Source organism: Kitasatospora sp. NPDC101447, from assembly GCF_044767225.1.
Lineage (GTDB): Bacteria > Actinomycetota > Actinomycetes > Streptomycetales > Streptomycetaceae > Kitasatospora.
The window spans coordinates 1-23148 of record NZ_JBIWNL010000016.1; the positions used below are offsets into that span (position 1 = coordinate 1).

Consider the following 23148-nt stretch of genomic DNA (forward strand, 5'->3'; position numbering starts at 1 on the left):
TACCTTCGGGGAGGATGGCTGGCAAGTCTCGTGTGCACTGTCGGCCGACCCATCTCGGGCGCTGGCGTCGATTGCTTTGCGCCGCAGGGTGTAATTGGAAAGTCCCTCATATTCGCGAATTGATTCCATGGTTTAAGGCCTATGGAATTGCACTAAAGTGAGTTGCCGAAGGCATTAAAGCAGGAGCCCCGCCGGAATCTTCGGCGGGGCTCCCGTTGTTCCTCGAAGCGGTCTGACGGCAGTAGTTGACGGCAACGTCAGCGGACCGGTGCTGCCCAAAGCGGCGGGTCGTCGCCGTCGTCGGGCTCGGTGGTGGCTCCGGAGGGCTGGCCGAGCGTGCAAAATCCCGACGCATGATGGCGCGGCGGAAGCGTGGCTGCTGGCCCGCTTCGGCTGATGGGGAGGAGGGCGGACGATGAATTGGCCTGAGGGGTGGGAGTGGTTGGACGAGCCGAGGGAGAAATGGGAAGTTCCGGATTCTCTGCGGGGGCCGGCGGCCTCAACCCCATTGAATCTAGCTATTGCCATACTGTCCTGCGACTTCCTTGGGCATGAGCTTTGCGTGCTCGTGGGGAGGTTTATTTCCGAGAATGCTCAGCTCTATCTCCGCTCGCCAGGAAAGGGCTTGACGTTCCGCGAGCAATCTCTGATCTCCAATGTCTTGACCAGACATACGCGTCGTACTTTCGAAGCGTGGGAGAGGTTCAGGCTGAGTGCAGAACAGGAGGGGCCTGCGAATGAAGTTCGCCAACGTGTGCAGGAGAATCGGGGACTTCTTGAGTCTGAGCTGAATGAGGCAATCCTGGCTTTTTCGAGACTTCCAGGAAGTGTCCTCTGAGAGAGTGATCGGCAGGATGTGCCCTCAGCTATCCGGCTTCGATTATTGCGGCACGGACTCGGTTTCAGGATCTCGTGGTGGCCGAGTCCGTGCTTGCGATATTGATCAACTGTGACGGAACGGCGCCGGTACCCCTTAGATCTGAAGGATGAACAGTGGGTGCTCATCGAGCCATGTTGCTGGAGTGGCGACGCACCCGCGCCGAAGGGCGTGCGCCCCATAGCCGAGCTGCGGGAAGTGGTCAACACGATCCTCTACGTTGCGCGGGCCGGCATCGCCTGGCGCTACCTTCCGCACGACTTCCCGCCCCACACCACCATCTACGGTTACTTCAAGGAGTGGGAACGCGACGGCACCGCCGAGTGGATCCACGACATGCTCCGTGACCAGATGCGGGCGAAGAAGCGCTGCCGGATCCTGCCGACAGCGGCGATCGTCGACGCCCAGGCGGTGAAGGCCTCGCCGAACCGTTAGGCCGGGTGAAGACGTTGACTGTGATCGTTCCAGCTTCCGTCGGCATTCACCCGTCCCTGGGTCTGTTGGGCGCGGTGGGCGTGGAGTGAGTGCAGGCAGGGGTAGGCAGAGCGATGTGGCATGGGATGCGGACGGTGGCATGCTCCTCGGGAGGGGGTGGGCGTCCGGCATTGTGAGAAGTTCGGTCGCCTCTGGGTGTTCTGGGACGACGGGGCCGATGCTCTGTGGAATCTGTGGGAAGTCTCCGACGGCAGGACGGACAGGACGGATAGGGCGGTCGATCGCGGCATCGCTGCGCGATCTCGATCTGGTGGGCTCGTCGCCGACCGGGGGGTGTGGCGGCACTGTGAGTCGCCGCGGCGCGCACCAGCCAGGCGTGACCCCTCTCGCCGCCTTGATTCGGGCTGATCCCTCACGGCTTGTCGTCGTGTCGCGCAGCGTCGCCGGGCGGTTACCCGGGTAGGACTTGGGGAGTCCCGACCGGGCGTTGCCGAGACATCGCAGGAGCCGCGAGTGGCCGCTTACCACGACAGTGACGGAGCCGAGCAGGTACCGGCGCAGGACGCCCCGCCACCGCCCGCCGAACTGGTCGCGCTGGCGCAGGCGTACGGGGTGGACACCCGGCATCCGGGGCCGGGCGGACGGGCGGTGGGGGCGCGGACCCTGGTCGCCGTGCTGGCCGCACTGGGGGTGGCGGCCGGGACGTCGGAGGAGGTGCGGGAGGCGCTGGAGCGTCACCGGACCGAGCAGCGCGCCCGGTTGCTGCCGCCCACCGTGGTGGTCCGGCAGGGCCGGCGCACCGCCCTGGACGTCCCCGCGGACGCCCGGTTGCACGTGGAGCTGGAGGACGGCGGGAGTTGGGAGCTGCCGTGCGGGCACTCGCACTGGCTGCCCGCCGACCTGCCCCTCGGGCGGCACACCCTCAAGGCGGAGTCCAACGGCGCGAAGGCCGAAGCGGCGCTGATCGTGGCGCCGCAGGAAGTCCCCCGACTGCCCGGCCGCAGCTGGGGGTTCCTCGCCCAGCTGTACTCCGTCCTCTCCGACCGCTCCTGGGGCATGGGCGACCTCGGCGACCTCGCCGAACTGGCCCAGTGGGCGGGCGCCGACCTGGGCGCGGGCTTCGTGCAGATCAACCCGCTGCACGCGGGGCTCCCCGCCACCCCCTCCGACCCGTCCCCGTACCGCCCCTCCTCCCGCCGCTTCGCCGACCCGGTCCACCTGCGGATCGAGGCCGTCCCCGAGTACCCGTACCTCGACGGCGAGCAGCGCGCCCGGGCCGAGGAGCTGACCCACCGGGCGGCCCGCCTGCGCGACGAGGTCCTCGGCCACGACGGCCTGATCGACCGCGACGCCGTCTGGGCGCTCAAGCGCGAGGCCCTGGAACTGCTGCACGAGGTGCCGCGCGGGCCCGGCCGGCAGGCCGCGTACGAGGCGTTCCGGCGCCGGGAGGGCGAGTGGCTGCGCCGGCACGCCCTGTGGAACGCCCTGGCCGAGGTGCACGGCGCCGACTGGCACCACTGGCCGAAGGGCCTGCGTCACCCGGACGGCCCACACGTCGAGCAGGCCGGCAAGGAGCTCCGGGACCGGGTCGAGTTCCACCACTGGCTCGCCTGGCAGGTCGACCAGCAGCTCGGCCACGCCCAGCGCGCCGCCCGCGAGGCCGGCATGCCGGTCGGCCTGATCCTCGACCTCGCCGTCGGCGTCCACCCGGACGGCGCCGACGCCTGGGCCCTGCAGGACGTCCTGGCCGGCGGCATCTCGGTCGGCGCCCCGCCGGACGCCTTCAACGCCCACGGCCAGGACTGGGGCCTGCCGCCCTGGCGTCCGGACGCCCTCGCCGAGGCCGGCTACGCCCCGTACGCGGACCTGCTGCGGGCGGCCGCCCGGCACGCGGGGGCCCTGCGCATCGACCACGTCATGGGCCTGTTCCGGCTCTGGTGGGTGCCGGCCGGGCACCCGCCCACCGAGGGCGCGTACGTCCGCTACGACGCCGAGGCGATGCTCGGCGTGCTGGCCCTGGAAGCGCACCGGGCCGGGACGGCGGTGATCGGCGAGGACCTCGGCACGGTGGAGCCGGGCGTCCGGGAGGAGCTGGCGGCGCGCGGGGTGCTCGGCACCTCCGTGCTCTGGTTCGAACGGGACTGGCAGGCCGGTGGCGGCATCCTGGCCCCGGACCGCTGGCGGCCTGGCTGCCTGGCCACCCTGACCACCCACGACCTGCCGAGCACCGCCGCCCGGCTCTCCGGGGAGCACGTCGAGCTGCGCCACCGGCTCGGCCTGCTGGCCCGCCCGCTGGGCGAGGAGCAGGAGGAGGCGGCCGGGGAGCTGGCGGACTGGCGGGCCGCGCTGGCCGCCCAGGGGCTGCTCACCCCGGACGAGCCGCTGTCGATGCCCGCGCTGTACCGCTTCCTGCGGGCGACCCCGGCGGAGCTGGTCGGCGTCTGGCTGCCGGACCTGATCGGGGACCCGCGCCCGCAGAACCTGCCGGGCACTTGGGACCAGTACCCGAACTGGCGCCTCCCGGTCGCCGACGGCTCCGGCGCCCCGGTCACCCTCGACCGCCTCGCCACCACCCCCGCCGCCCGCGTCCTGGCCCACCTGCTCGCCCTGCCCCGTTGACCCGACGGCCCCGCGCCGCACGCGGCACCCCCGCCGCGTGCGGCCACCCCTCCCGGCCCCGGCCTCACCAGCCCCACCCCGGTCTCACAGGTCCCCGCCTGTCCCGGCCGCACAGGTCCCCGTCCGGCCCCGCCGGCCCCGCCCGGGCCCGCCGTCACCACCCGGCGCACGCCCCCCGACCCACCAGGCCGACCCCGACGCGCGCCCTCCCATAAGCGGCGGGTAAGTTGGAAACGTGGACAAGAGGAACGCTTTGCGAGCCGGCGCGGTCTCCGCAACGGTCACGCTGATGATGCTGCTGTCGTCGCCCGCCATGGCCTACACCAGGGACGACGGCGATGACCCCGGTACCGGCCTGAGCCTCGGCCAGACCCTCGGCCTGTACGTGTTTCTCCCGATCGTTCTCTTCGTGGTGATCGCCGCCCTGGCCGGCCTGCCCTACGGCAAGACCAAGAAGAAGTAACCACCCCGCGCACGGAGTCCACCCGGACCCGCACAACCCCGAAGGGGCGCCGGACGATCCCGTCCGGCGCCCCTTCGGGTTGTCCGCGCCTCGTCAGCGAGCGCCCGCCGCACGGTCGGCCGCCTGGGCCTTGAGCGCGCGCTCGATCCCGGCCCGCGACTCGACGACCTGGCGCCGCAGGGCCGGCGCCGGCTCGGCCGAGGCCAGCCAGGCGTCGGTGGCCTCCAGCGTCCCGGTCGTCACCTGCAGCCCCGGGTACAGCCCGACGATGATCTGCTGCGAGATCTCGTGGCTGCGGGTCTCCCAGATGCCCTTGACCGCCGCGAAGTACTTCTCCGCGTACGGCGCGAGCAGCTCGCGCTGGTCGGACTGCTGGAAGCCGGCGATGACGGCCTCCTGGACGTAGTTGGTCAGCGTGTCGGACTCCACCACCGACGCCCAGGCCTCCGCCTTGGCCTCGGCGGTCGGCCGGGCGGCGCGGCAGGTGGCCGCGTGCTCCTGGCCGGCCGCGGTGTTGTCCCGCTCCAGCTCGGCCGCGATCGCGGCCTCGTCCGCCCGGCCCGTGGCCGCGAGGCGGCCGAGCAGCGTCCAGCGCAGCTCGGTGTCCACCGCGAGGCCCTTGATCTCGACCGAGCCGTCCAGCAGACCGGCGAGCAGTCCGAGCTGACCGTCCGTGCGGGCGACCGAGGCGAGGGCGCGGGCCCAGGCCAGCTGGTGGTCGCTGCCGGGCTCGGCGGCGCGCAGGTGCTCCTCGGCGGCGGCGGCCCAGCGGGAGAGGCCCTCCTCGCGCCAGTCCGGGTCGGCGTACGCGTCGAGGGCGAGCTTGACCTGGCGCTGCACGGACTGCACGACGCCGATGTCGGACTCGCGGCCGATGCCGGAGAGCGCGAGCGACAGGTAGTCGCGGGCGGCGAGTTCGCCGTCGCGGGTCATGTCCCAGGCGGAGGCCCAGCACAGCGCGCGGGGGAGCGACTCGGTGAACCCGCCGAGGTGCTCGGTGACGACGGCCATCGAGTCCTCGTCGAGCCGGATCTTGGCGTACGACAGGTCGTCGTCGTTCAGCAGCACGACGGCCGGACGGTGACGCCCGACCAGCTCCGGCACCTCGGTGCGCGGGCCGTCGACGTCCAGCTCGATCCGGTCGGTGCGCACCAGCGCGCCGCCGTTCAGCTCGTAGAGGCCGATCGCGATGCGGTGCGGCCGCAGCACGGCCTCGCCCTTGGCGCCGGCGGGCAGCGCGGGGGCCTCCTGCAGCACGGCGAAGGACTCGATCTCGCCGTCGGTGTTCAGCGTGATTGCGGGCCGCAGCACGTTGATGCCGGCGGTCTCCAGCCAGGACTTGGACCAGGCCTTGAGGTCGCGGCCGCTGGCCTCCTCCAGGGCGCCGAGCAGGTCGCTGAGCCGGGTGTTGCCCCAGGCGTGACGCTTGAAGTAGGCCTGCACGCCCTGGAAGAAGGCGTCCTGGCCGACGTAGGCCACCAGCTGCTTGAGCACCGAGGCGCCCTTGGCGTAGGTGATGCCGTCGAAGTTGACCTGGACGTCCTCCAGGTCGTTGATCTCGGCCATGATCGGGTGGGTGGACGGCAGCTGGTCCTGCCGGTACGCCCAGGTCTTCATCTGGTTGGCGAAGGTGGTCCACGACTGCGGCCACTTGGAGCCGGGGGCCTCGGCCTGGCAGACGGCCTCGGCGAAGGTGGCGAAGGACTCGTTCAGCCAGAGGTCGTTCCACCACTCCATGGTGACGAGGTCGCCGAACCACATGTGGGCGAGCTCGTGCAGGATCGTCGCGGCGCGGGCCTCGTACGCGGCGTCGGTGACCTTGGAGCGGAACACGTACTGGTCGCGCAGGGTGACGGCGCCCGCGTTCTCCATCGCGCCGGCGTTGAACTCCGGGACGAACAGCTGGTCGTACTTCGCGAACGGGTACGGGAAGTCGAACTTCTCCTGGAAGTAGTCGAAGCCCTGCTTGGTGACCTCGAAGATGGCCTCCGGGTCCAGGAACTCCCGCAGCGAGGGCCGGCAGTAGACGCCCAGCGGCACCTTCTGCTCGCCCTTCTCGTAGCTGTCGAAGACGCCGACGTACGGGCCGGCGATCAGGGCGGTGATGTAGCTGGAGATCCGGCCGGTGGGCTCGAACTCCCAGACCTGGGTGTTGCCGTCGCCGACGGGGGTCGGGGTCGGCGAGTTGGAGACCACGACCCAGCCCTTGGGGGCGGTCACGGTGAACCTGAACGCGGCCTTCAGGTCGGGCTGTTCGAAGGTGGCGAAGACCCGGCGGGCGTCCGGCACCTCGAACTGGGTGTACAGGTAGGTCTCGCCGTCGACCGGGTCGACGAACCGGTGCAGACCCTCACCGGTGTTGGTGTACGCGCAGTCGGCGACGATCCGCAGCTCGTTCTCGGCGGCCAGGTTCGGCAGCGGGACGCGGCTGTCGGCGAAGCTCGCCGGGTCGAGCGACGCCCCGTTGAGGGTGATCTCCTCGACGCTCGGGGCGACGAGGTCGATGAAGGTGTCCGCGCCGGGCGTGGTGGCGGCGAACCGGACCACGGTGGTGGACCGGAAGGTGCCTCCCTCGCGGGCCGAGCCCAGGTCGAGCTCGATGTCGTACGCGTCCACGCGGAGGAGATCGGCCCGGGTGCGGGCCTCCTCGCGGGTCAGGTTTGTGCCGGGCACTCGCTGCACTCCTTTGTCAGGCGGATGTTCCGAATCCTCGCATGTCCAACGCATGGGTCCGCCGAAAATTCACGGGCGGGGCGGGTACCGGCTGTTCGCCCGTACCCGCCCCGCCCGTGTGTCGTCGTGGCCCTCGGCCCCGACGGAGGGTCATGCCCCCGGCGTCACTTCTTCCACTTGGTCAGCGGACCGTCGGTGGAGCTGTAGCGACGGAAGGCGTACACCGCGCTGCCGTCGTCGGAGATGACGTACTCGGAGGTGCTGCTGCCGATGTCCAGGCCGTTCGACATGGCGATGGTGCCGATGTCGGTCATCGAGCCGTCGGTCGGCGAGAGCGTCACCAGACGGGCCGGCTTGTCGTAGCCCTGCTCGACGACGGCGCGGACCTTCCCGTCCTTGTCGGTGCCCGAGACCAGGCGGATGTCGTTGCTGGTCGAGGAGGTGGTGGCCGCCCACAGGCGCTTGCCGGTGTTCAGGTCGTAGGCGTTGATGCCCGGCTTGGTGCTGCTGACCTGGACGTACAGGGTGGAGCCGCTGACCACGTTCCGGGTGAGGGCCTCGTCCTGGCCGGACAGGCGCAGGCTGTCCGAACCGGCTTCCTTGACGGACATCTGGTTGCCCGGCTTGTTGTCCTTGTCGAACGGCAGGACGTAGTCGCCCTGCGGGCCGCTGGACATCAGCAGGACGAGCGGCTTGTCCGAGACGACCTGGTCGACCTGCTCGATCTGGCCGGTCAGGGTGATCGGCGTGCTGGCCGCCTTGCCCGTCTCGGCGTTGACGATGACCAGCTGCGACTTGGGACCGCTGCCGCCGTAGCAGCGGTCGCTGACGGCGATCTGGACGCCGGCCGCGCGGCCGCGCACGCTGCAGTCCTTGTCGCGGGGCTGGTACTGCCAGGCGGGCTGGCCGGTGGCGATGTTCAGCGCACCGACCATGTTGCCGCCGATGGCGACGACGTTGTCGGTGACGCTCAGGGTCGGCGAGGACATCCGGTCGGCCGAGACCTTGGTGCTCCAGAGCAGCTTGCCCTGGTTGAGGTCGACGGCGCCGACGGTGGAGCAGTCGCTGTCACCGGTGTTGAAGGAGATCGCGGCGACGCCCTTGGAGTTGGCGCCGTACGAGGCGGTGCACAGCTCCTTGACGCCGGAGGGGACCGGGATGGTCCAGGCCTCCTTGCCGTCGGTCAGGTTGTAGGCCTTGATGCCGTTGCTGTCGACGCGGACGGCGAGCTTGTCGGTGCCCCAGACGCCGAGCATCTGGTTCGAGGCGTCGGTGCCGGCGCCCTTGGGGGCGCTCCAGGCGACGTTGTAGGTGGCGCCCTTGGTGACGGGGCCGGGGGAGGAGGTGGTGTCCCCGGAGGTGCCGCCGTCGCTGGTGCTGCCGGTGGAGACGGGGCCCGGGCCCGGGGTGGGCGTGGGGTCGTCCTTGAGCAGGACGACCAGGGCGACCACGATCGAGATCGCCAGCACGCCGCCGATGATCCCGCCCCACAGCATCACGGGGTTGCGCTGCTTGGGCGCGGCCGGCGCACCGGGGTAGCTGTACCCGGGCTGCTGCTGCGGGAAGTTGTAGCCGCCGGTGTTGTTGTAGCCCTGCCCGGCGTCGGGGGCGCCGTACGGGCCACCGGGGACGGGGTCGTACGGGCCGACCGGGGCGCCGGGCGGGGGCGGCGGGGCCTGCGCGGGGAAGCCGCCGGCCGCGGTCGGCGCGTACGCCGCGTAGTCGGCGCCGCCGACGGGCGGCTGGGCGGGCGGTGCCGGCGGCTGCGCGGGCGGCGGCCCGGCGGGGGCGGCCTGGCCCGGGACGGCCGAGCCGTCGAGCTGCGTCATCTGGTCCGCGACGGCGGCCGGATCGACACCGCCGCCCGGCGGGCGCCCGAACGAGACGCCCCGGTTGTCCTGCGGACCGTTGCCGGGAGTTTCGCCTGCCCCCGGCGTAGGGTGATCCCCTGCCATCTGATTCCCCGTCATGTCTGGAAGTGCCCCCTGCCGGTACCGTCCGCGGTTCCGGTGGGACGGGTGAGAATTGGGCACCATGCTAGTGGTGTGTGGATTTCGGCCGCTGCCAGGACCGTCGAACCTCGTCCCCGCAGGTCCAGGCCGTGCAACACCTTCACCCCCCGATCACCCGGCCCCCACCCCCGACATCACGGCGTGACCCCGGCGGCCCGCCCGCCCGGCTCCCGGGCCGACCGCACCCGCCGCTGTCACCTGTCGGCATCACCCGTCCGGCTCACCCGCCCCCGGCGGCCGTCGTCGCCGCGCCCGCCGCTGCGCCGGTCCCGGACCGGCGCCCGCCGCCCGGTCGTCTCCACCTCCGGTCCACCTCCGATCCACCTCCGATCCGCCTGCGAACCCTCCCCGTCGACATCCCCGCCCCCGCCCCCGGGCCGTACCCTTCAGGAGTTGAAGGGGACACCCGGCGGAGGGGTCCCCGCCCTGGGAGGGTGGATCATGTCGACGGACACACCGGGCTCGCAGTCGTCCCTGCACCGGGCGAACCTGGAGCGGGTGCTGCGCGCGGTGCGGATGGCCGGCTCGCTGACCCAGGCCGAGATCGCCCGCGGCACCGGTCTCTCCGCGGCCACCGTGTCCAACATCGTGCGGGAGTTGAAGGAGAGCGGCACCGTCGTGGTCGCCGACACCTCCTCCGGCGGCCGCCGGGCCCGCAGCGTCTCGCTCAGCGGCGACGCCGGCATCGTGGTCGGCATCGACTTCGGCCACACCCACCTGCGGGTCGCGGTCGGCAACCTGGCCCACCGGGTGCTGGCCGAGGAGAGCGCCCCGATCGACGTGGACGTTTCCGCCCAGCAGGGTTTCGACCGCGCCGAGGCGATGGTCGAGCGGCTGCTGGCGCAGGCCGGGTTCCGTTCGGACAAGGTGATCGGCGTCGGCCTCGGCGTGCCCGGCCCGATCGACGTGGAGACCGGCGCGCTGGGCTCCACCGCGATCCTGCCCGGCTGGACGGGCATCGCCCCGGGGCGGGAACTGGGCGAGCGGCTCGGCATGCCGGTGCACGTGGACAACGACGCCAACCTCGGTGCGCTCGGCGAGCTGGTCTGGGGTGCCGGCCGCGGTCTGAGCGACCTCGCCTACATCAAGATCGCCAGCGGTGTCGGCGCCGGCCTGGTCGTCAACGGCCAGATCTACCGCGGCCCGGGCGGCACGGCGGGTGAGATAGGGCACATCACGCTGGACGAGGCCGGGCCGGTGTGCCGCTGCGGCAACCGCGGCTGCCTGGAGACCTTCGTCGGCTCCCGCTACCTGCTCTCCCTGCTCAGCTCCACCCTCGGCCCGGACCTCACGCTGCCCCGGGTGGTCGAGCTGGCCCACCAGGGCGACCTCGGCTGCCGCCGGGTGATCGCCGACGCCGGCCGGCAGATCGGCACCGGCGTCGCGACCCTGTGCAACCTGCTCAACCCGCGCCGGGTGATCCTCGGCGGCGACCTCGCCGAGGCCGGTGAGCTGGTGCTCGCCCCGATCCGCGACTCGGTGGCCCGCTACGCGATCCCCAGCGCCGCCCGGCAGCTCTCGGTGGTCCCCGGCACCCTCGGCGGCCGCGCCGAGGTGCTCGGCGCGCTGGCGCTGGTGATGAGCGAGATGGGCGAGTCCGGCGCGCTGGGCCGCGCCTAGCACCGCCGGATCCGAGCCCGGCGGCGGCCGTCCGTTGTCAAGGCGCTCGAACGCCAGTCCGTCAACCTGTCGTGACCCGCATCCCCCGGCCGACCTCCCGGAATGGCGGTAACCGAACGGTGGCACCGGGCGCGCCGCTCGGTGTCCGGCAAGCGGACATTAGACTCGACCGGTCGGTACCGGCCGCGACCGTCGGCCTGCCGCCGGACCGGGCAGCGACGCCCGTCGGACCGCCAGCGGTCCGCGAACACTGAACGAGGAGGAACGGGTGGCCCTGCTGACCCGCATTCGGGGACCGCGCGATCTCGACCGGCTCACGCCCGGACAGCTGGCCGCACTGGCCCAGGAGATCCGGACCTTCCTGGTGACCGAGGTCTCCAAGACGGGCGGCCACCTCGGCCCCAACCTCGGCGTGGTGGAACTCACCATGGCGCTGCACCGGGTCTTCGACTCGCCGCGCGACCGCATCCTCTTCGACACCGGTCACCAGAGCTACGTCCACAAGCTGCTCACCGGCCGCCAGGACTTCTCGCGGCTGCGGATGAAGGGCGGCCTGTCCGGCTACCCGTCCCGCACCGAGTCCGAGCACGACGTGATCGAGAACTCGCACGCCTCCACCGTGCTCTCCTACGCCGACGGCCTGGCCAAGGCCAACCAGCTGCTGGGCAAGAACGACCCGGTGGTCGCCGTGATCGGCGACGGCGCGCTCACCGGCGGCATGGCCTGGGAGGCGCTCAACAACATCGCGGACGCCAAGGACCGCCCGGTCGTCATCGTCGTCAACGACAACGAGCGCTCCTACTCGCCGACCATCGGCGGTCTGGCCAACCACCTCGCCACCCTGCGCACCACCCAGGGCTACGAGCGCTTCCTGTCCTGGGGCAAGGACGCGCTGCAGCGCACCCCGGTGGTCGGCCAGCAGCTGTTCGAGACGCTGCACGGCGCCAAGAAGGGCCTCAAGGACTTCATCGCCCCGCAGGGCATGTTCGAGGACCTCGGCCTCAAGTACATCGGCCCGATCGACGGCCACGACCTGACCGCCCTGGAGTCCGCGCTGACCAAGGCGCGCGGCTTCGGCGGCCCGGTGATCGTGCACTGCCTCACCGAGAAGGGCCGCGGCTACCACGCCGCCGAGAACAACGACGAGGACCGCTTCCACGCGGTCGGCAAGATCCACCCGGAGACCGGCCTGCCGATCCAGAGCGGCGGCGGGCAGAGCTGGACCTCGGTCTTCGCCGAGGAGATGGTCGCGCTCGGCCACGAGCGCGAGGACATCGTCGGGATCACCGCGGCCATGCTGCACCCGGTCGGCCTGGCCCCGTTCGCCGAGGCCTTCCCGGACCGCATCTTCGACGTCGGCATCGCCGAGCAGCACGCCGTCACCAGCGCGGCCGGCCTGGCCACCAACGGTCTGCACCCGGTCTTCGCGGTCTACGCGACCTTCCTCAACCGGGCCTTCGACCAGGTCCTGATGGACGTCGCCCTGCACAAGCTGGGCGTCACCTTCGTGCTGGACCGGGCCGGTGTCACCGGTGACGACGGCGCCTCGCACAACGGCATGTGGGACATGTCGATGCTGCAGATCATCCCGACCCTGCGGCTGGCCGCCCCGCGCGACGCCGACCAGGTGCGGGCGCTGCTGCGCGAGGCCGTCGAGGTCAAGGACGCCCCGACCGTGGTCCGCTACTCCAAGGGCACGGTCGGCCCGGCCGTCGCCGCGGTCGGCAAGGTCGGCGGCATGGACGTGCTGCGCGCCGCCGAGGAGTCCTCCGGCGCCCACCGCGCCGACGTGCTGATCGTCTCGGTCGGCGCGATGGCCCCGACCAGCCTGGAGGTCGCCGACCTGCTGGCCGCCCAGGGCATCACCGCCACGGTGGTGGACCCGCGCTGGGTCAAGCCGGTGGACCGGGCCCTGCCCGGCCTGGCCGCCGAGCACCGGGTCGTCGTCACGATCGAGGACAACGGCCGGACGGGCGGCGTCGGCGCCGCCGTGGCGCAGGCGCTGCGGGACGCGGACGTGGACCTGCCGGTCCGCGACTTCGGCATCCCGCAGGAGTTCCTGGACCACGCGAGCCGGGCCGAGATCCTGGCCGAGATCGGCCTGAACGCCCCGGACATCGCCCGGAAGGTGACGGCCCTGGTCGCCCGCCTGGACACGGCGACGGTCGACGCCTGAGCGACGCGGGCCGACGGGGGCGTCACCCGTTCCGCCGACGACCGTTCGTCGTAACTCTGTAACAGTTCGTCACGGAACAAGCTGACAATCCTACTGAATGGCGGGACCGGCGCCACCGGCGCCGATCCCGCCCGGTAGGTTGTCAACCGTGCCGACCCCCACCCGCCTCCGCCCCGCCGGACTGGCCGAGCGCCTGCCCGAGCGTGTCCGTACCCATCTCCGGAACGGGTACTGGACCAGGCTGGTGCCGGTCCTCGCACTGGTTGCGCTGCTCACCCACATCCCGTCCTTCGCCCGGCCCGTCTGGAGCCCGGACGAGGGCTTCCTGGCCACCCAGGCCCGGATGCTGGCGGACGGCGGGGTGCTGTACGACACCGTGGTGGACCGCAAACCCCCGCTGCTGCCCTGGCTCTACCAGGCCTGCTTCGCGGTCTTCGGCTCCGCCTCGCTCTGGCCGCTGCGCACCCTGGCCGTGGTCGCCCACCTGGTGACCGCGATCCTGCTGGCCTCGATCGCCCGCGGCCGCTGGGGCAACCGGGCCGGCGCCGGCGCGGGCCTGCTCTACCTGCTGGTCTCCATCGGGCTCTCCCCGGAGGACACCCAGGCGGCGACCTTCGAGGTCTTCATGCTGCCCGCCATGGTGGCCGCCTTCCGGTACGCCGAGCGGCGCCGCTGGCTGGCCGCGGGCATCGCGGTGGCGCTCTGCTCGCTGACCAAGCAGACCGGCGGCGCGGTGCTGCTGCCGGTGCTCTGGATGCTCTTCCAGGACGCCCGCCGCCGCGGGGTGCGCTGGCCGCCCGCCCTGTTCAAGATCGGCTTCGGCTTCACCCTGCCGATAGCGCTGGTCGCGGTGATCCTCACCAAGCCCAAGGGCTTCCTGTTCTGGGTGGTCACCGGCAGCGGCGACTACGCCTCCTTCGGCGGCGCCTGGCTGCAGATGCTCGGCCGCGCGCTCGGCAACTCCGCCATCCTGGCCGGGGCCGGCCTGGGCTTCCTGCTGCCGGTCGGGCGCCGGCTCTGGCTCAGGTACCGCCACCGCCCCCTGCCGGTGGCCGGCGAGGAACACGGCTCGACCGCCGACCTGTGGGTCTGGCTGCTCTCCTCGGTCGTCGCGGTCAGCGTCGGTTTCCACTTCTTCGGCCACTACTACCTGCAGCTGATCCCGCCGCTGGTGCTGCTGGGCACCGGGGCGGTCGCCACGTCGGCGATCCGCTGGAAGCCCGTCCTGGCGTACACCACGGCCGCCGCCACGGTGTTCTGGGGTCTGGCGCTGGCCTGGCCGGGGGAGCGGCTCGACCGCACCACCGAGGTCGCCACCGCCGTCGCCGCCCAGACCACCCCCAAGGACACCGTGCTGGTCTGGGGCATGCACCCCGAGCTGTACTGGCTGGCCGACCGCAAGCCCGCCTCCCGCTACCTGACGGCGGGCTTCCTCACCAACTACAGCGGCGGCAAGGACGGCAGCGCCAACGTCGGCGAGCAGTTCAGCGTCTCCAACGCCTGGCAGACCTTCGACAAGGAACTGGCCAACGGCCTGCCCGAGGTCGTGGTGGACGACTCCGGCATCGCCCCGTACCAGCCGGTCATGGTCCCCCGGATCGAGAACCTGCTGGACACCCACTACGAGATGGTCGGCGTCTTCGCCGACACCGTGGTCTACCGCCTCAAGCACTGAGACGTCCGTACACGCGGTGCCGAAGGGCCCGCACACACGGAGGAGCCCCAGTGACCACCAGGTCACCGGGGCTCCTCCGTCAGGCGGCTACGCCCTACGCGGGCACCGAGGCCACGCCGGGGGCCAGGAACGGCTTGCCGTTCACGCGCTCCGAGATGCCCTCACGGTCCAGGTACGGGGTGATCCCGCCCAGGTGGAAGGGCCAGCCGGCGCCGGTGATCATGCAGAGGTCGATGTCCTGCGCCTCGGCGACGACACCCTCCTCCAGCATCAGGCCGATCTCCTGCGCGACGGCCTCCAGGGCGCGGGCGCGGACCTGCTCCTCGGTGAGGACCGAGTCGCCGAAGGTCAGCAGCTCCAGCACCTCGGGGTCGAGGACCTGCCGGCCGTCCGTCCAGGTGTAGAAGCCGCGCTTGCCGGCCTTGACGACCTTGCCGAGGTTCTCGGAGACGGTGAACCGCTCCGGGAAGGCGCCGTGCAGGGTCTCCGAGACGTGCAGGGCGATGGCCGGGCCGACCAGCTCCAGCAGCACGATCGGGGACATCGGCAGGCCGAGCGGCTCGACGGCCTTCTCGACGTCGGCGATCGGGGTGCCCTCGTCGATGATGTTCTGGATCTCGCCCATGAAGCGGGTCAGGATCCGGTTCACCACGAACGCCGGGGCGTCCTTGCACAGCACCGAGGTCTTCTTCAGCTTCTTCGACACGGCGAAGGCGGTGGCCAGCGACGCGTCGTCGGTCTTGTCGCCGCGGACGATCTCCAGCAGCGGCAGGATCGCGACGGGGTTGAAGAAGTGGAAGCCGACGACCCGCTCGGGGTGCTTCAGCTTCGAGGCCATCTCGGTGACCGACAGGGAGGAGGTGTTGGTCGCCAGCACACAGGTCGGCGAGACCACGTTCTCCAGGTCCGCGAAGACGGTCTGCTTGACGCCCATCTCCTCGAACACGGCCTCGATGACGAAGTCCGCGTCGCCGAAGGCGACGGCCTTGTCGAGCGAGCCGGTGACCAGGCCCTTGAGGCGGTTGGACTTGTCCTTGCCGATGCGGCCCTTGGCGAGCAGCTTGTCGATCTCGGCGTGGACGTAGCCGACGCCCTTGTCGACGCGCTCCTGGTCGATGTCGGTGAGGACCACCGGCACCTCCAGACGACGGGCGAACAGCAGCGCCAGCTGCGAGGCCATCAGGCCGGCGCCGACGACGCCGACCTTGGAGACCGGGCGGGCCAGCGACTTGTCCGGGGCGCCGACCGGGCGCTTGGCCCGACGCTGCACCAGGTTGAAGGCGTAGATGCCGCTGCGCAGCTCGCCGCTCATGATGAGGTCGGCCAGGGCCTCGTCCTCGGCGTCGAAGCCGCCCTGCAGGCTGCCCTTGTCGGCGAGGTCGGCGTCCTTGACGGCGGCGATGATGTCCAGCGCCTTGTAGGCGGCCGGCGCGGCGCCGTGCACCTTGCCGTCGGCGACCATGCGGCCCCAGAGGACGGCGTCGTCCCAGGCCTTGCCGCGGTCGATCGCCTCGCGCTCGACGACGACGTCGCCCTTGAGGACCTTGGCGGCCCACAGCAGCGACTGCTCCAGGAAGTCGGCCGGCTCGAAGATCGCGTCGGCGATCCCCAGCTCGAACACGTCCTTGCCCTTGAGCTGCTTGTTCTGGTTCATCGAGTTCTCGACGATGACCTTGACGGCCTTACCCGCACCGATCAGGTTCGGCAGGATGGTGCAGCCGCCCCAGCCGGGGACGAGGCCCAGGAAGACCTCGGGCAGCGAGAAGGCCGGGACGCCGGCCGACACCGTGCGGTAGTCGGCGTGCAGGCCGACCTCGACGCCGCCGCCCATCGCCGCGCCGTTGTAGAAGGCGAAGGTGGGGACGGGCAGCGCGGCGATCCGCTTGAAGACCTCGTGGCCGCCCTTGCCGATGGCCAGCGCGTCCGCGCGCTCCTTGAGCAGCTCGACGCCCTTGAGGTCGGCGCCGACCGCGAAGATGAACGGCTTGCCGGTGATCGCGGCGCCGACGATCTTGCCCTCGGCGGCCTCGGCCTCGACCTGGTCCAGCGCGACGGACAGCTTGAGCAGCGAGCCCGGGCCGAAGGTGGTCGGCTTGGTGTGGTCGAAGCCGTTGTCCAGGGTGATCAGGGCCAGCTTGCCGGCCTGCAGCGGCAGGTCCAGGTGGCGCACGTGGGCGGTCGTGACGACCTCGCCCGGGAACAGCTCGGCGCCGTGCTGGAGCAGCTCAGTCGTGGTGCTCATGGTCACTTACCACCCTCGAAGTGCGGGTTCTCCCAGATGATGGTGCCGCCCATGCCGAAGCCGATGCACATCGTGGTGAGGCCGTAGCGGACGTCCGGGCGCTGCTCGAAGCGGCGGGCCAGCTGGTTCATCAGGCGCACGCCCGAGGAGGCCAGCGGGTGGCCGAAGGCGATCGCGCCGCCGAACGGGTTGACCCGCTCGTCGTCGTCCGCGATGCCGTAGTGGTCCAGGAAGGCCAGCACCTGGACGGCGAAGGCCTCGTTGACCTCGAACGCCTGGATGTCGTCGATGGTCAGACCGGCCTTGGCCAGCGCCTTCTCGGTGGCCGGCACCGGGCCGATGCCCATGACCTCGGGCTCGACGCCCGCGAAGGCGTAGGAGACCAGGCGCATCTTGACCGGGAGGCCGAGCTCCTCGGCGACGTCCTCGGCGGCCAGCAGCGAGGCGGTGGCGCCGTCGTTCAGACCGGCCGAGTTGCCCGCGGTGATGTTGCCGTGCGGGCGGAACGGGGTCTTGAGGTTGGCCAGCGACTCCATCGTGGTGCCCGGGCGCAGCGGCTCGTCCACGGTGGCCAGGCCCCAGCCGGTCTCGCCGACCTCGGGGTTGGTGTTGCGGATCGAGATCGGCACCAGGTCGGGCTGGATGTCGCCGTTGGCGTACGCCTTGGCGGCCTTCTCCTGGGAGCGCACGGCGTAGGCGTCGCAGCGCTCCTTGGTGATGTGCGGGAAGCGGTCGTGCAGGTTCTCCGCGGTCATGCCCATGAACAGGGCGGACTCGTCGACCAGCTTCTCGGAGACGAAGCGCGGGTTCGGGTCGACGCCCTCGCCCATCGGGTGGCGGCCCATGTGCTCGACGCCACCGGCCACGACCACGTCGTACGCGCCGAAGGCGATGCCGCCGGCGGTGGCGGTCACGGCGGTCAGGGCGCCGGCGCACATGCGGTCGATCGAGTAGCCGGGCACGGACTTCGGCAGGCCTGCCAGCAGGGCGGCGGTGCGCCCGATGGTCAGACCCTGGTCGCCGATCTGCGTGGTGGCCGCCACGGCGACCTCGTCGATGCGCTCGACGGGCAGGTTCGGGTTACGGCGCACGAGCTCCCGGATGCACTTGACGACGAGGTCGTCGGCGCGGGTCTCGTGGTAGATGCCCTTCGGGCCGGCCTTGCCGAACGGGGTGCGGACGCCATCGACGAAGACGACGTCCCTCGCGGTACGAGGCACGGGGGCTCTCCTCCCAGGGACCAACATTTGAGGTGGGCAGGCTGCCGCCGGCGAAGACCCGAGCGGCGCCGCATCACGGTCATGCTACCGGTCGGTAACCACCCTGCCCAGGCCTCTCGGACGGATCTGCCCGTGTGTCCCGCGACACGTCCGACCAGGAGAGCTGTTCCCGGGCGCGACGAAGGGGATGCCGTCCGTACGGACGACATCCCCTTTCGAGGTCCTGTCGGGGTCAGCCCTGGACCGCGGCCGCGGCGGCGAACGCGGCGGCCACCGCGGGTGCGACCAGGTCCACCTGCCACTGCCGGGCGCCCAGTCGGCGCAGTGCGGCGGCCACGCCCTCCGGGCCGCGGTCGGCCGGGGGCTCCCAGGAGACGCGTCGGACCAGGTCCGGGGTGATCAGGTTCTCGGCCGGCAGGTGGTGCCGTTCGGCGAGCTCGCTGACCGCGCTGCGCGCGCCGGAGAGCCGGGCGGCGGCCACCGGGTCCTTCTCGGCCCAGGCCCGCGGCGGCGGGGGGCCGTCGTGCGGTGCGGCGGCCGGCGGCAGCTGGCCCTCCGGGATCTCCCGGCCGCGCTGCACGGCCGCCAGCCACTGCTCCAGCTGGCGCCGGTGCACCCGCGGCCCGAAGCCCTGGACGGCCTGCAGTGCGGGGACGTTCAGCGGCATGGCCAGCGCGGCGTTGACGATCGCGGCGTCCGAGAGCACCCGGCCGGGGGAGACGTCGCGCTCCTGCGCCATCCGGTCGCGGGCCAGCCACAGCTCGCGCACCACGGCCAGCTGGCGGCGCCGACGGACCTTGTGCAGCTGCGAGGTGCGCCGCCACGGGTCGGTGCGCGGCGCCGGGCGGGGCGCGGCGGCGATCGCGGCGAACTCCTCCAGGGCCCAGTCGAGCTTGCCCTGGGCGTCCAGCTCCTGTTCGAGTGCGTCGCGCAGCTCGACCAGCACCTCGACGTCCAGAGCGGCGTAGCGCAGCCACGGCTCGGGCAGCGGGCGGGTCGACCAGTCGACCGCCGAGTGCTCCTTGGCCAGGCTCAGGCCCAGCACGTTCTCGGTCATCGGCCCGAGGCCGACCCGGGCGAAGCCGGCGATCCGCCCGGCCAGCTCGGTGTCGAACAGCCGCCGGGGTCTCATGCCGACCTCGGCCAGACAGGGCAGGTCCTGGGTGGCCGCGTGCACCACCCATTCGGCGTCGGCGAGGACGGCGTCGAGCGCGCTGAGGTCGGGGCAGGCGATCGGGTCGATCAGGGCGGAGCCGGAGCCCGCGCGGCGCAGCTGGATGAGGTAGGCGCGCTGCCCGTAGCGGTAGCCGGAGGCGCGCTCGGCGTCGACGGCGACCGGCCCGGTGCCCGCGGCGAAGGCCGCGACCGTGGCGGCCAGCGCCTGCTCGTCCGCCACGACGGGCGGGATCCCCTCCTTCGGCTCCAGGAGCGGGACCGGGGCTGCTTCTTCTGGGATGGCTGCTACGGCGTCGGTCACCCACCAAGGGTACGACGGTCCTCGGGACCGGGAGTGTTGTCGGACTGGTCAGACCGTCACCCGCGGGGTCGCCCGCCCGTTCTCGTCCCGGCTTCGGTTCCGGCCGGGCCGTGCTCCGGCCGGGCCGTGGACGCCGGCCGGGCCGTGGACGCCGGCGCGGCGGCCGAGGAGGAAACGTTCCTCCTCGGCCGCCGCGGCGGTCCGGAGCGCTCGGCTCAGTGAATGATCCCGGTGCGCAGGGCGACGGCGACCATTCCGGCGCGGTCACCGGTGCCCAGCTTGCGGGCGATCCGGGCGAGGTGGCTCTTCACGGTGAGCGCCGACAGGCCCATCGCCACGCCGATCGCCTTGTTCGACTGACCCTCGGCGACCAGCCGCAGCACCTCGACCTCGCGGCCGGACAGCTCGCGGTAGGCGGCCTGCTGCGGGCCCGGCGCACCGGGGGCTCCGGGGGCGCCCGGTGCGCCGGCGGCGCCCGGCATGCCCGGCATCCCGGGGCGGCGCATCCGGCCGGCCAGCCCGGCGGCGCCGAGCGGCAGGCCCGGTCGGCCCGGCATCGCGACGTTCGTCCGGGTGCCGGTGACCACGTAGCCCTTGACGCCGCCGGCCAGTGCGCTGCGGACCGCGCCGATGTCGTCGGCGGCGGACAGTGCCAGGCCGTTGGGCCAGCCCGCGGCGCGGGTCTCGGCGAGGATGGTCAGTCCGGAGCCGTCCGGGAGGTGGACGTCGGCGACGCAGATGTCGCGCGGGGTGGAGACCCGGGGGCGGGCCTCGGCGATCGAGGACACCTCGATCACGTCGCGGACGCCGAGCGCCCACAGGTGACGGGTGACGGTGTTTCGGACGCGGGGATCGGCGATGACCACCATGGCGGTGGGCTTGGTCGGGCGGTAGGCGACCACGTTTGCGGGGTGCTCAAGAAGGACCGACACCAGGCCTCCTGCGGGGAGTGGCGGACGGAACCCCGATGGGGGCGGTCGGAGTGTTCCGCGTTCGGAAAGGGTCACAGTCTGCTTCGGCAGCTACCGTGCCCGGCTTTAGCGAAAGATCACGATCTAGTGAGTAACAATACGGACAAATCGCGCAAATGATTGATGCGACATGCCTCGTATTCGCACAAAATCGATCAGATTCGATGCAAACCAGTTGGTATCGACCGCGTTATTGACGCAGAGCGGGTCCGAGTTCACACTCCGTCAGCCCTGGGGGTGGCGTCCGGCCGTCCGGTGCCGCCGGGCCCCGACACCACCCGTCAGTGCGACCTGGGGCGTCGCCGGGCGGGCATCGGGACCACTCCACCGAGTGACGGCACCTCCGGCGGCCCCTGCGGCGTCGGCGCGGCCGGCGGCAGGCCGGCGCTGATGCAGAGCAGGTCCGCCCAGGCCGCCAGGTGCCGCTCGAAACGGCCGTCGGCCGGCGTCCAGGAGGCCCGGATCTCGATCTCGGTCGACGACGGGCGGTCCGCCAGACCGCCGAAGTACTGGGACGCGCACCTGGTCACCGTGCCGGACGGCTCCGCGTACCCGGCGCCGTGCGCCTGCAGCGCGTCGAGCAGCCAGGCCCAGCCGACCTCGCACAGCATCGGGTCGCCGGCCATCTCCGGCTCCAGCTCGGCCCGGGTCATCGTGACCACCCGGAACTCCCCGTTCCAGGACTCCTGCCCGGCCGGGTCGTACAGCAGTACCAGCCGGCCGTCCGCCAGCTCCTCGCCGTCCACCTCGACCGCGGCGGTCACCGCGAAGGAGTGCGGGGCGAGCCGGCGCGGCGCCGGCGCGGGGGAGAGCTGCACCTCGGGCCGCAGCCGGGCCCCGTCCAGGGCCGCCACGGCAGCCCGGAACTCGCTCGGCGCCCCCTCGCGACCCGTTCCGCCACCTGCTCCGCCACCCTGCGCGGGGTGCCCTCCGACCGCTGCCATGACCCGAAGACTAGGTCGAAAGCACGGGTTATCGCCGCAACTTCTCTCCCAGCGGCGTGCCGGAACGGCAAACCCCGGCAGATCTTGGAGGAACCGACGAGACCGGCCGGGAAGAGGCCCCCGGGACGCGTGCGAAGATTTGACGCGTGAGCGAGACTACGGCAGACACGACGGCGGCCAGCAACGACGGCCGGACCACCCCCGCGCGCCGCGGCGCCGCGTACGACTCCGCGTTCCTGCGCGCCTGCCGGAACGAGCCGGTGCCGCACACGCCCGTCTGGTTCATGCGCCAGGCCGGCCGCTCGCTGCCCGAGTACCTGAAGGTCCGCGAGGGCATCCCCATGCTGGAGTCCTGCATGCGGCCCGAGCTGGTCAAGGAGATCACCCTGCAGCCGGTGCGCCGGCACAAGGTGGACGCGGCGATCTTCTTCAGCGACATCGTGGTGCCGCTCAAGGCGGTCGGCATCGACGTCGACATCAAGGCCGGCGTCGGCCCGGTCATCGCCGACCCGATCCGCACCTTCGAGGACCTGCAGCGGCTGCGCCCCCTGGAGCCGGACGACGTCCCCTACATCACCGAGGCCATCGGCCTGCTGGTGGACGAGCTCGGCGAGACCCCGCTGATCGGCTTCGCCGGCGCGCCGTACACGCTGGCCAGCTACCTGGTCGAGGGCGGGCCGTCCAAGAACCACGAGAACACCAAGGCCATGATGTACGGGCAGCCCGAGCTGTGGGCCGCCCTGGTGGACCGGCTCGCCGACATCACCTCGGCCTTCCTGAAGGTGCAGATCGAGGCGGGCGCCTCGGCGATCCAGCTGTTCGACTCCTGGGTCGGCTCGCTCGCGCCGGACGACTACCGCCGCTCGGTGCTGCCGGCCAGCACCAAGGTCTTCGACGCCGTCGCCGAGTACGGCGTGCCGAAGATCCACTTCGGCGTCGGCACCGGCGAGCTGCTCGGCCTGATGGGCCAGGCCGGTGCGGACATCGTCGGCGTCGACTGGCGGGTGCCGCTGAACGTCGCCGCCGAGCGGGTCGGCCCCGGCAAGGGCCTGCAGGGCAACCTCGACCCGGCGGTGCTCTTCGCGCCCACCAAGGTCGTCGAGACCAAGGCCCGCGAGGTGCTGCACGCCGCCCAGGCGCTCGGCACCAGCGGCCACATCTTCAACCTCGGCCACGGCGTGCTGCCGTCCATGGACCCGGACGCGCTCAGCCGCCTCGTCGCCTTCGTCCACGAGGCCAGCGCGCGCTGACCCGCCCGCGGTGGCGGGCCCCGTCCCGGGGCCCGCTACCCGGCGGCGACCTCGATCCCCGCGCGCCGCAGCAGCGCGGCCGTCACCCCGTCGCCGGGGCGCAGCTCCCCGGAGAACGTCCCGTCGTACACCTGCCCGCAGCCGCAGGACGGGCTGCGCGCCATCAGCACCGCCCGCCGCGCCCCCGCCGACTCGGCGGCGGCGAGCGCCGCCCGGGCGCCGGCCAGGAACTCCCCGGTGCAGTCCGCCCCGGTCGCGTCCACCACCCGCGCCCGCCCGTCCAGCACGGCCGCGCCGTCCCCGCCCACGATCTCCGCCGGCGGCCGCGGCGTCGGCAACCCGCCCGCCCCCTCCGGGCACACCACCACGGCCCGCCCCTCCTCGACCAGCCGCACGGCGTCCGCCGAGGTCTTCGCCCGCCCGTCGTACCGGCAGGGGATCCCGGCCAGGCACGCGCTCACCACGATCGGTTCCATGTGGTCGAGCCTACGGAA

At 72.1% G+C, this 23148-nt stretch carries 15 protein-coding genes; 7 read left to right on the forward strand and 8 right to left on the reverse strand.

Going from position 1 to position 23148, the window contains the following annotated elements:
- Positions 1–949: 949 nt before the first annotated feature.
- The 3 genes from ACIRST_RS22865 to ACIRST_RS22875 all read left to right on the forward strand — a co-directional run bounded on the left by ACIRST_RS22865 (position 950) and on the right by ACIRST_RS22875 (position 4394).
- Positions 950–1312 (forward strand): transposase, encoded by a 363-nt coding sequence (locus ACIRST_RS22865; RefSeq protein WP_402803972.1) that lies wholly within the window; start codon positions 950–952, stop codon positions 1310–1312.
- A 513-nt stretch (positions 1313–1825) separates the two neighbouring features.
- Positions 1826–3931, forward strand: coding sequence for a 4-alpha-glucanotransferase (gene malQ / locus ACIRST_RS22870; protein ID WP_402803974.1), 2106 nt, complete (start codon positions 1826–1828; stop codon positions 3929–3931).
- A gap of 235 nt (positions 3932–4166) precedes the next feature.
- Positions 4167–4394: a hypothetical protein gene (locus ACIRST_RS22875; RefSeq protein WP_350521432.1), complete on the forward strand. Its 228-nt coding sequence runs from the start codon at positions 4167–4169 to the stop codon at positions 4392–4394.
- A 93-nt stretch (positions 4395–4487) separates the two neighbouring features.
- On the opposite strand, the gene pepN is transcribed toward ACIRST_RS22875, so the two are convergent.
- Both pepN and ACIRST_RS22885 read right to left on the reverse strand, forming a co-directional pair.
- Positions 4488–7067 (reverse strand): aminopeptidase N, encoded by a 2580-nt coding sequence (gene pepN / locus ACIRST_RS22880; protein WP_402803977.1) that lies wholly within the window; start codon positions 7065–7067, stop codon positions 4488–4490.
- 164 nt (positions 7068–7231) lie between these two features.
- The gene (locus ACIRST_RS22885; protein ID WP_402803979.1) at positions 7232–8896 is read right to left on the reverse strand and encodes a PQQ-binding-like beta-propeller repeat protein; all 1665 of its coding nucleotides are present in this window, start codon (positions 8894–8896) and stop codon (positions 7232–7234) included.
- 624 nt (positions 8897–9520) lie between these two features.
- Here ACIRST_RS22885 and ACIRST_RS22890 point away from each other — a divergent pair.
- From ACIRST_RS22890 to ACIRST_RS22900, 3 genes are all read left to right on the forward strand, one after another.
- Positions 9521–10699 carry an ROK family transcriptional regulator gene (locus ACIRST_RS22890; RefSeq protein ID WP_350521429.1) on the forward strand — a complete coding sequence of 393 codons (1179 nt, stop codon included), beginning with the start codon at positions 9521–9523 and terminating at the stop codon, positions 10697–10699.
- Between the two features lie 268 nt (positions 10700–10967).
- Positions 10968–12875 carry a 1-deoxy-D-xylulose-5-phosphate synthase gene (gene dxs / locus ACIRST_RS22895; RefSeq protein WP_350521428.1) on the forward strand — a complete coding sequence of 636 codons (1908 nt, stop codon included), beginning with the start codon at positions 10968–10970 and terminating at the stop codon, positions 12873–12875.
- 148 nt (positions 12876–13023) lie between these two features.
- Positions 13024–14550, forward strand: a complete 1527-nt coding sequence (locus tag ACIRST_RS22900) for a glycosyltransferase family 39 protein (protein ID WP_350521427.1) — start codon at positions 13024–13026, stop codon at positions 14548–14550.
- Positions 14551–14644: 94 nt separating this feature from the next.
- Here the strand turns inward: ACIRST_RS22900 and ACIRST_RS22905 are convergent, their stop codons facing one another.
- The 5 genes from ACIRST_RS22905 to ACIRST_RS22925 form a co-directional block, all read right to left on the reverse strand.
- Positions 14645–16792 (reverse strand): 3-hydroxyacyl-CoA dehydrogenase NAD-binding domain-containing protein, encoded by a 2148-nt coding sequence (locus ACIRST_RS22905; RefSeq protein WP_402803982.1) that lies wholly within the window; start codon positions 16790–16792, stop codon positions 14645–14647.
- A 2-nt stretch (positions 16793–16794) separates the two neighbouring features.
- A complete protein-coding gene (locus tag ACIRST_RS22910; protein WP_350521425.1) occupies positions 16795–18012 on the reverse strand; it encodes an acetyl-CoA C-acyltransferase in 1218 nt (405 codons plus the stop codon).
- Between the two features lie 232 nt (positions 18013–18244).
- Entirely contained in the window at positions 18245–19489 is a 1245-nt protein-coding gene (locus ACIRST_RS22915) for an HRDC domain-containing protein (RefSeq protein ID WP_402803984.1), read from the reverse strand.
- Positions 19490–19704: 215 nt separating this feature from the next.
- On the reverse strand, positions 19705–20421 hold the full coding sequence (locus ACIRST_RS22920) for a response regulator transcription factor (protein WP_030288221.1): 717 nt from the start codon (positions 20419–20421) through the stop codon (positions 19705–19707).
- Positions 20422–20741: 320 nt separating this feature from the next.
- Positions 20742–21404: a DUF3000 domain-containing protein gene (locus tag ACIRST_RS22925; RefSeq protein WP_350521423.1), complete on the reverse strand. Its 663-nt coding sequence runs from the start codon at positions 21402–21404 to the stop codon at positions 20742–20744.
- Between the two features lie 146 nt (positions 21405–21550).
- On the opposite strand from ACIRST_RS22925, the gene hemE reads away from it, so the two are divergent.
- Positions 21551–22654, forward strand: a complete 1104-nt coding sequence (gene hemE / locus ACIRST_RS22930) for a uroporphyrinogen decarboxylase (protein ID WP_402803987.1) — start codon at positions 21551–21553, stop codon at positions 22652–22654.
- Positions 22655–22689: 35 nt separating this feature from the next.
- Here hemE and ACIRST_RS22935 read toward each other — a convergent pair whose 3' ends face one another.
- Positions 22690–23130, reverse strand: coding sequence for a DUF523 domain-containing protein (locus tag ACIRST_RS22935; RefSeq protein ID WP_402803989.1), 441 nt, complete (start codon positions 23128–23130; stop codon positions 22690–22692).
- Positions 23131–23148: the final 18 nt, after the last annotated feature.

What these genes read in the sequence shown, in the direction of transcription:
- ACIRST_RS22885 (WP_402803979.1), bottom strand. Translation starts at nt 8,896, where the DNA reads ATGACGCAGCTCGACGGCTCGGCCGTCCCGGGCCAGGCCGCCCCCGCC.
- ACIRST_RS22890 (WP_350521429.1), top strand. Translation starts at nt 9,521, where the DNA reads ATGTCGACGGACACACCGGGCTCGCAGTCGTCCCTGCACCGGGCGAAC.
- ACIRST_RS22905 (WP_402803982.1), bottom strand. Translation starts at nt 16,792, where the DNA reads ATGAGCACCACGACTGAGCTGCTCCAGCACGGCGCCGAGCTGTTCCCG.
- ACIRST_RS22925 (WP_350521423.1), bottom strand. Translation starts at nt 21,404, where the DNA reads ATGGCAGCGGTCGGAGGGCACCCCGCGCAGGGTGGCGGAGCAGGTGGC.
- ACIRST_RS22935 (WP_402803989.1), bottom strand. Translation starts at nt 23,130, where the DNA reads ATGGAACCGATCGTGGTGAGCGCGTGCCTGGCCGGGATCCCCTGCCGG.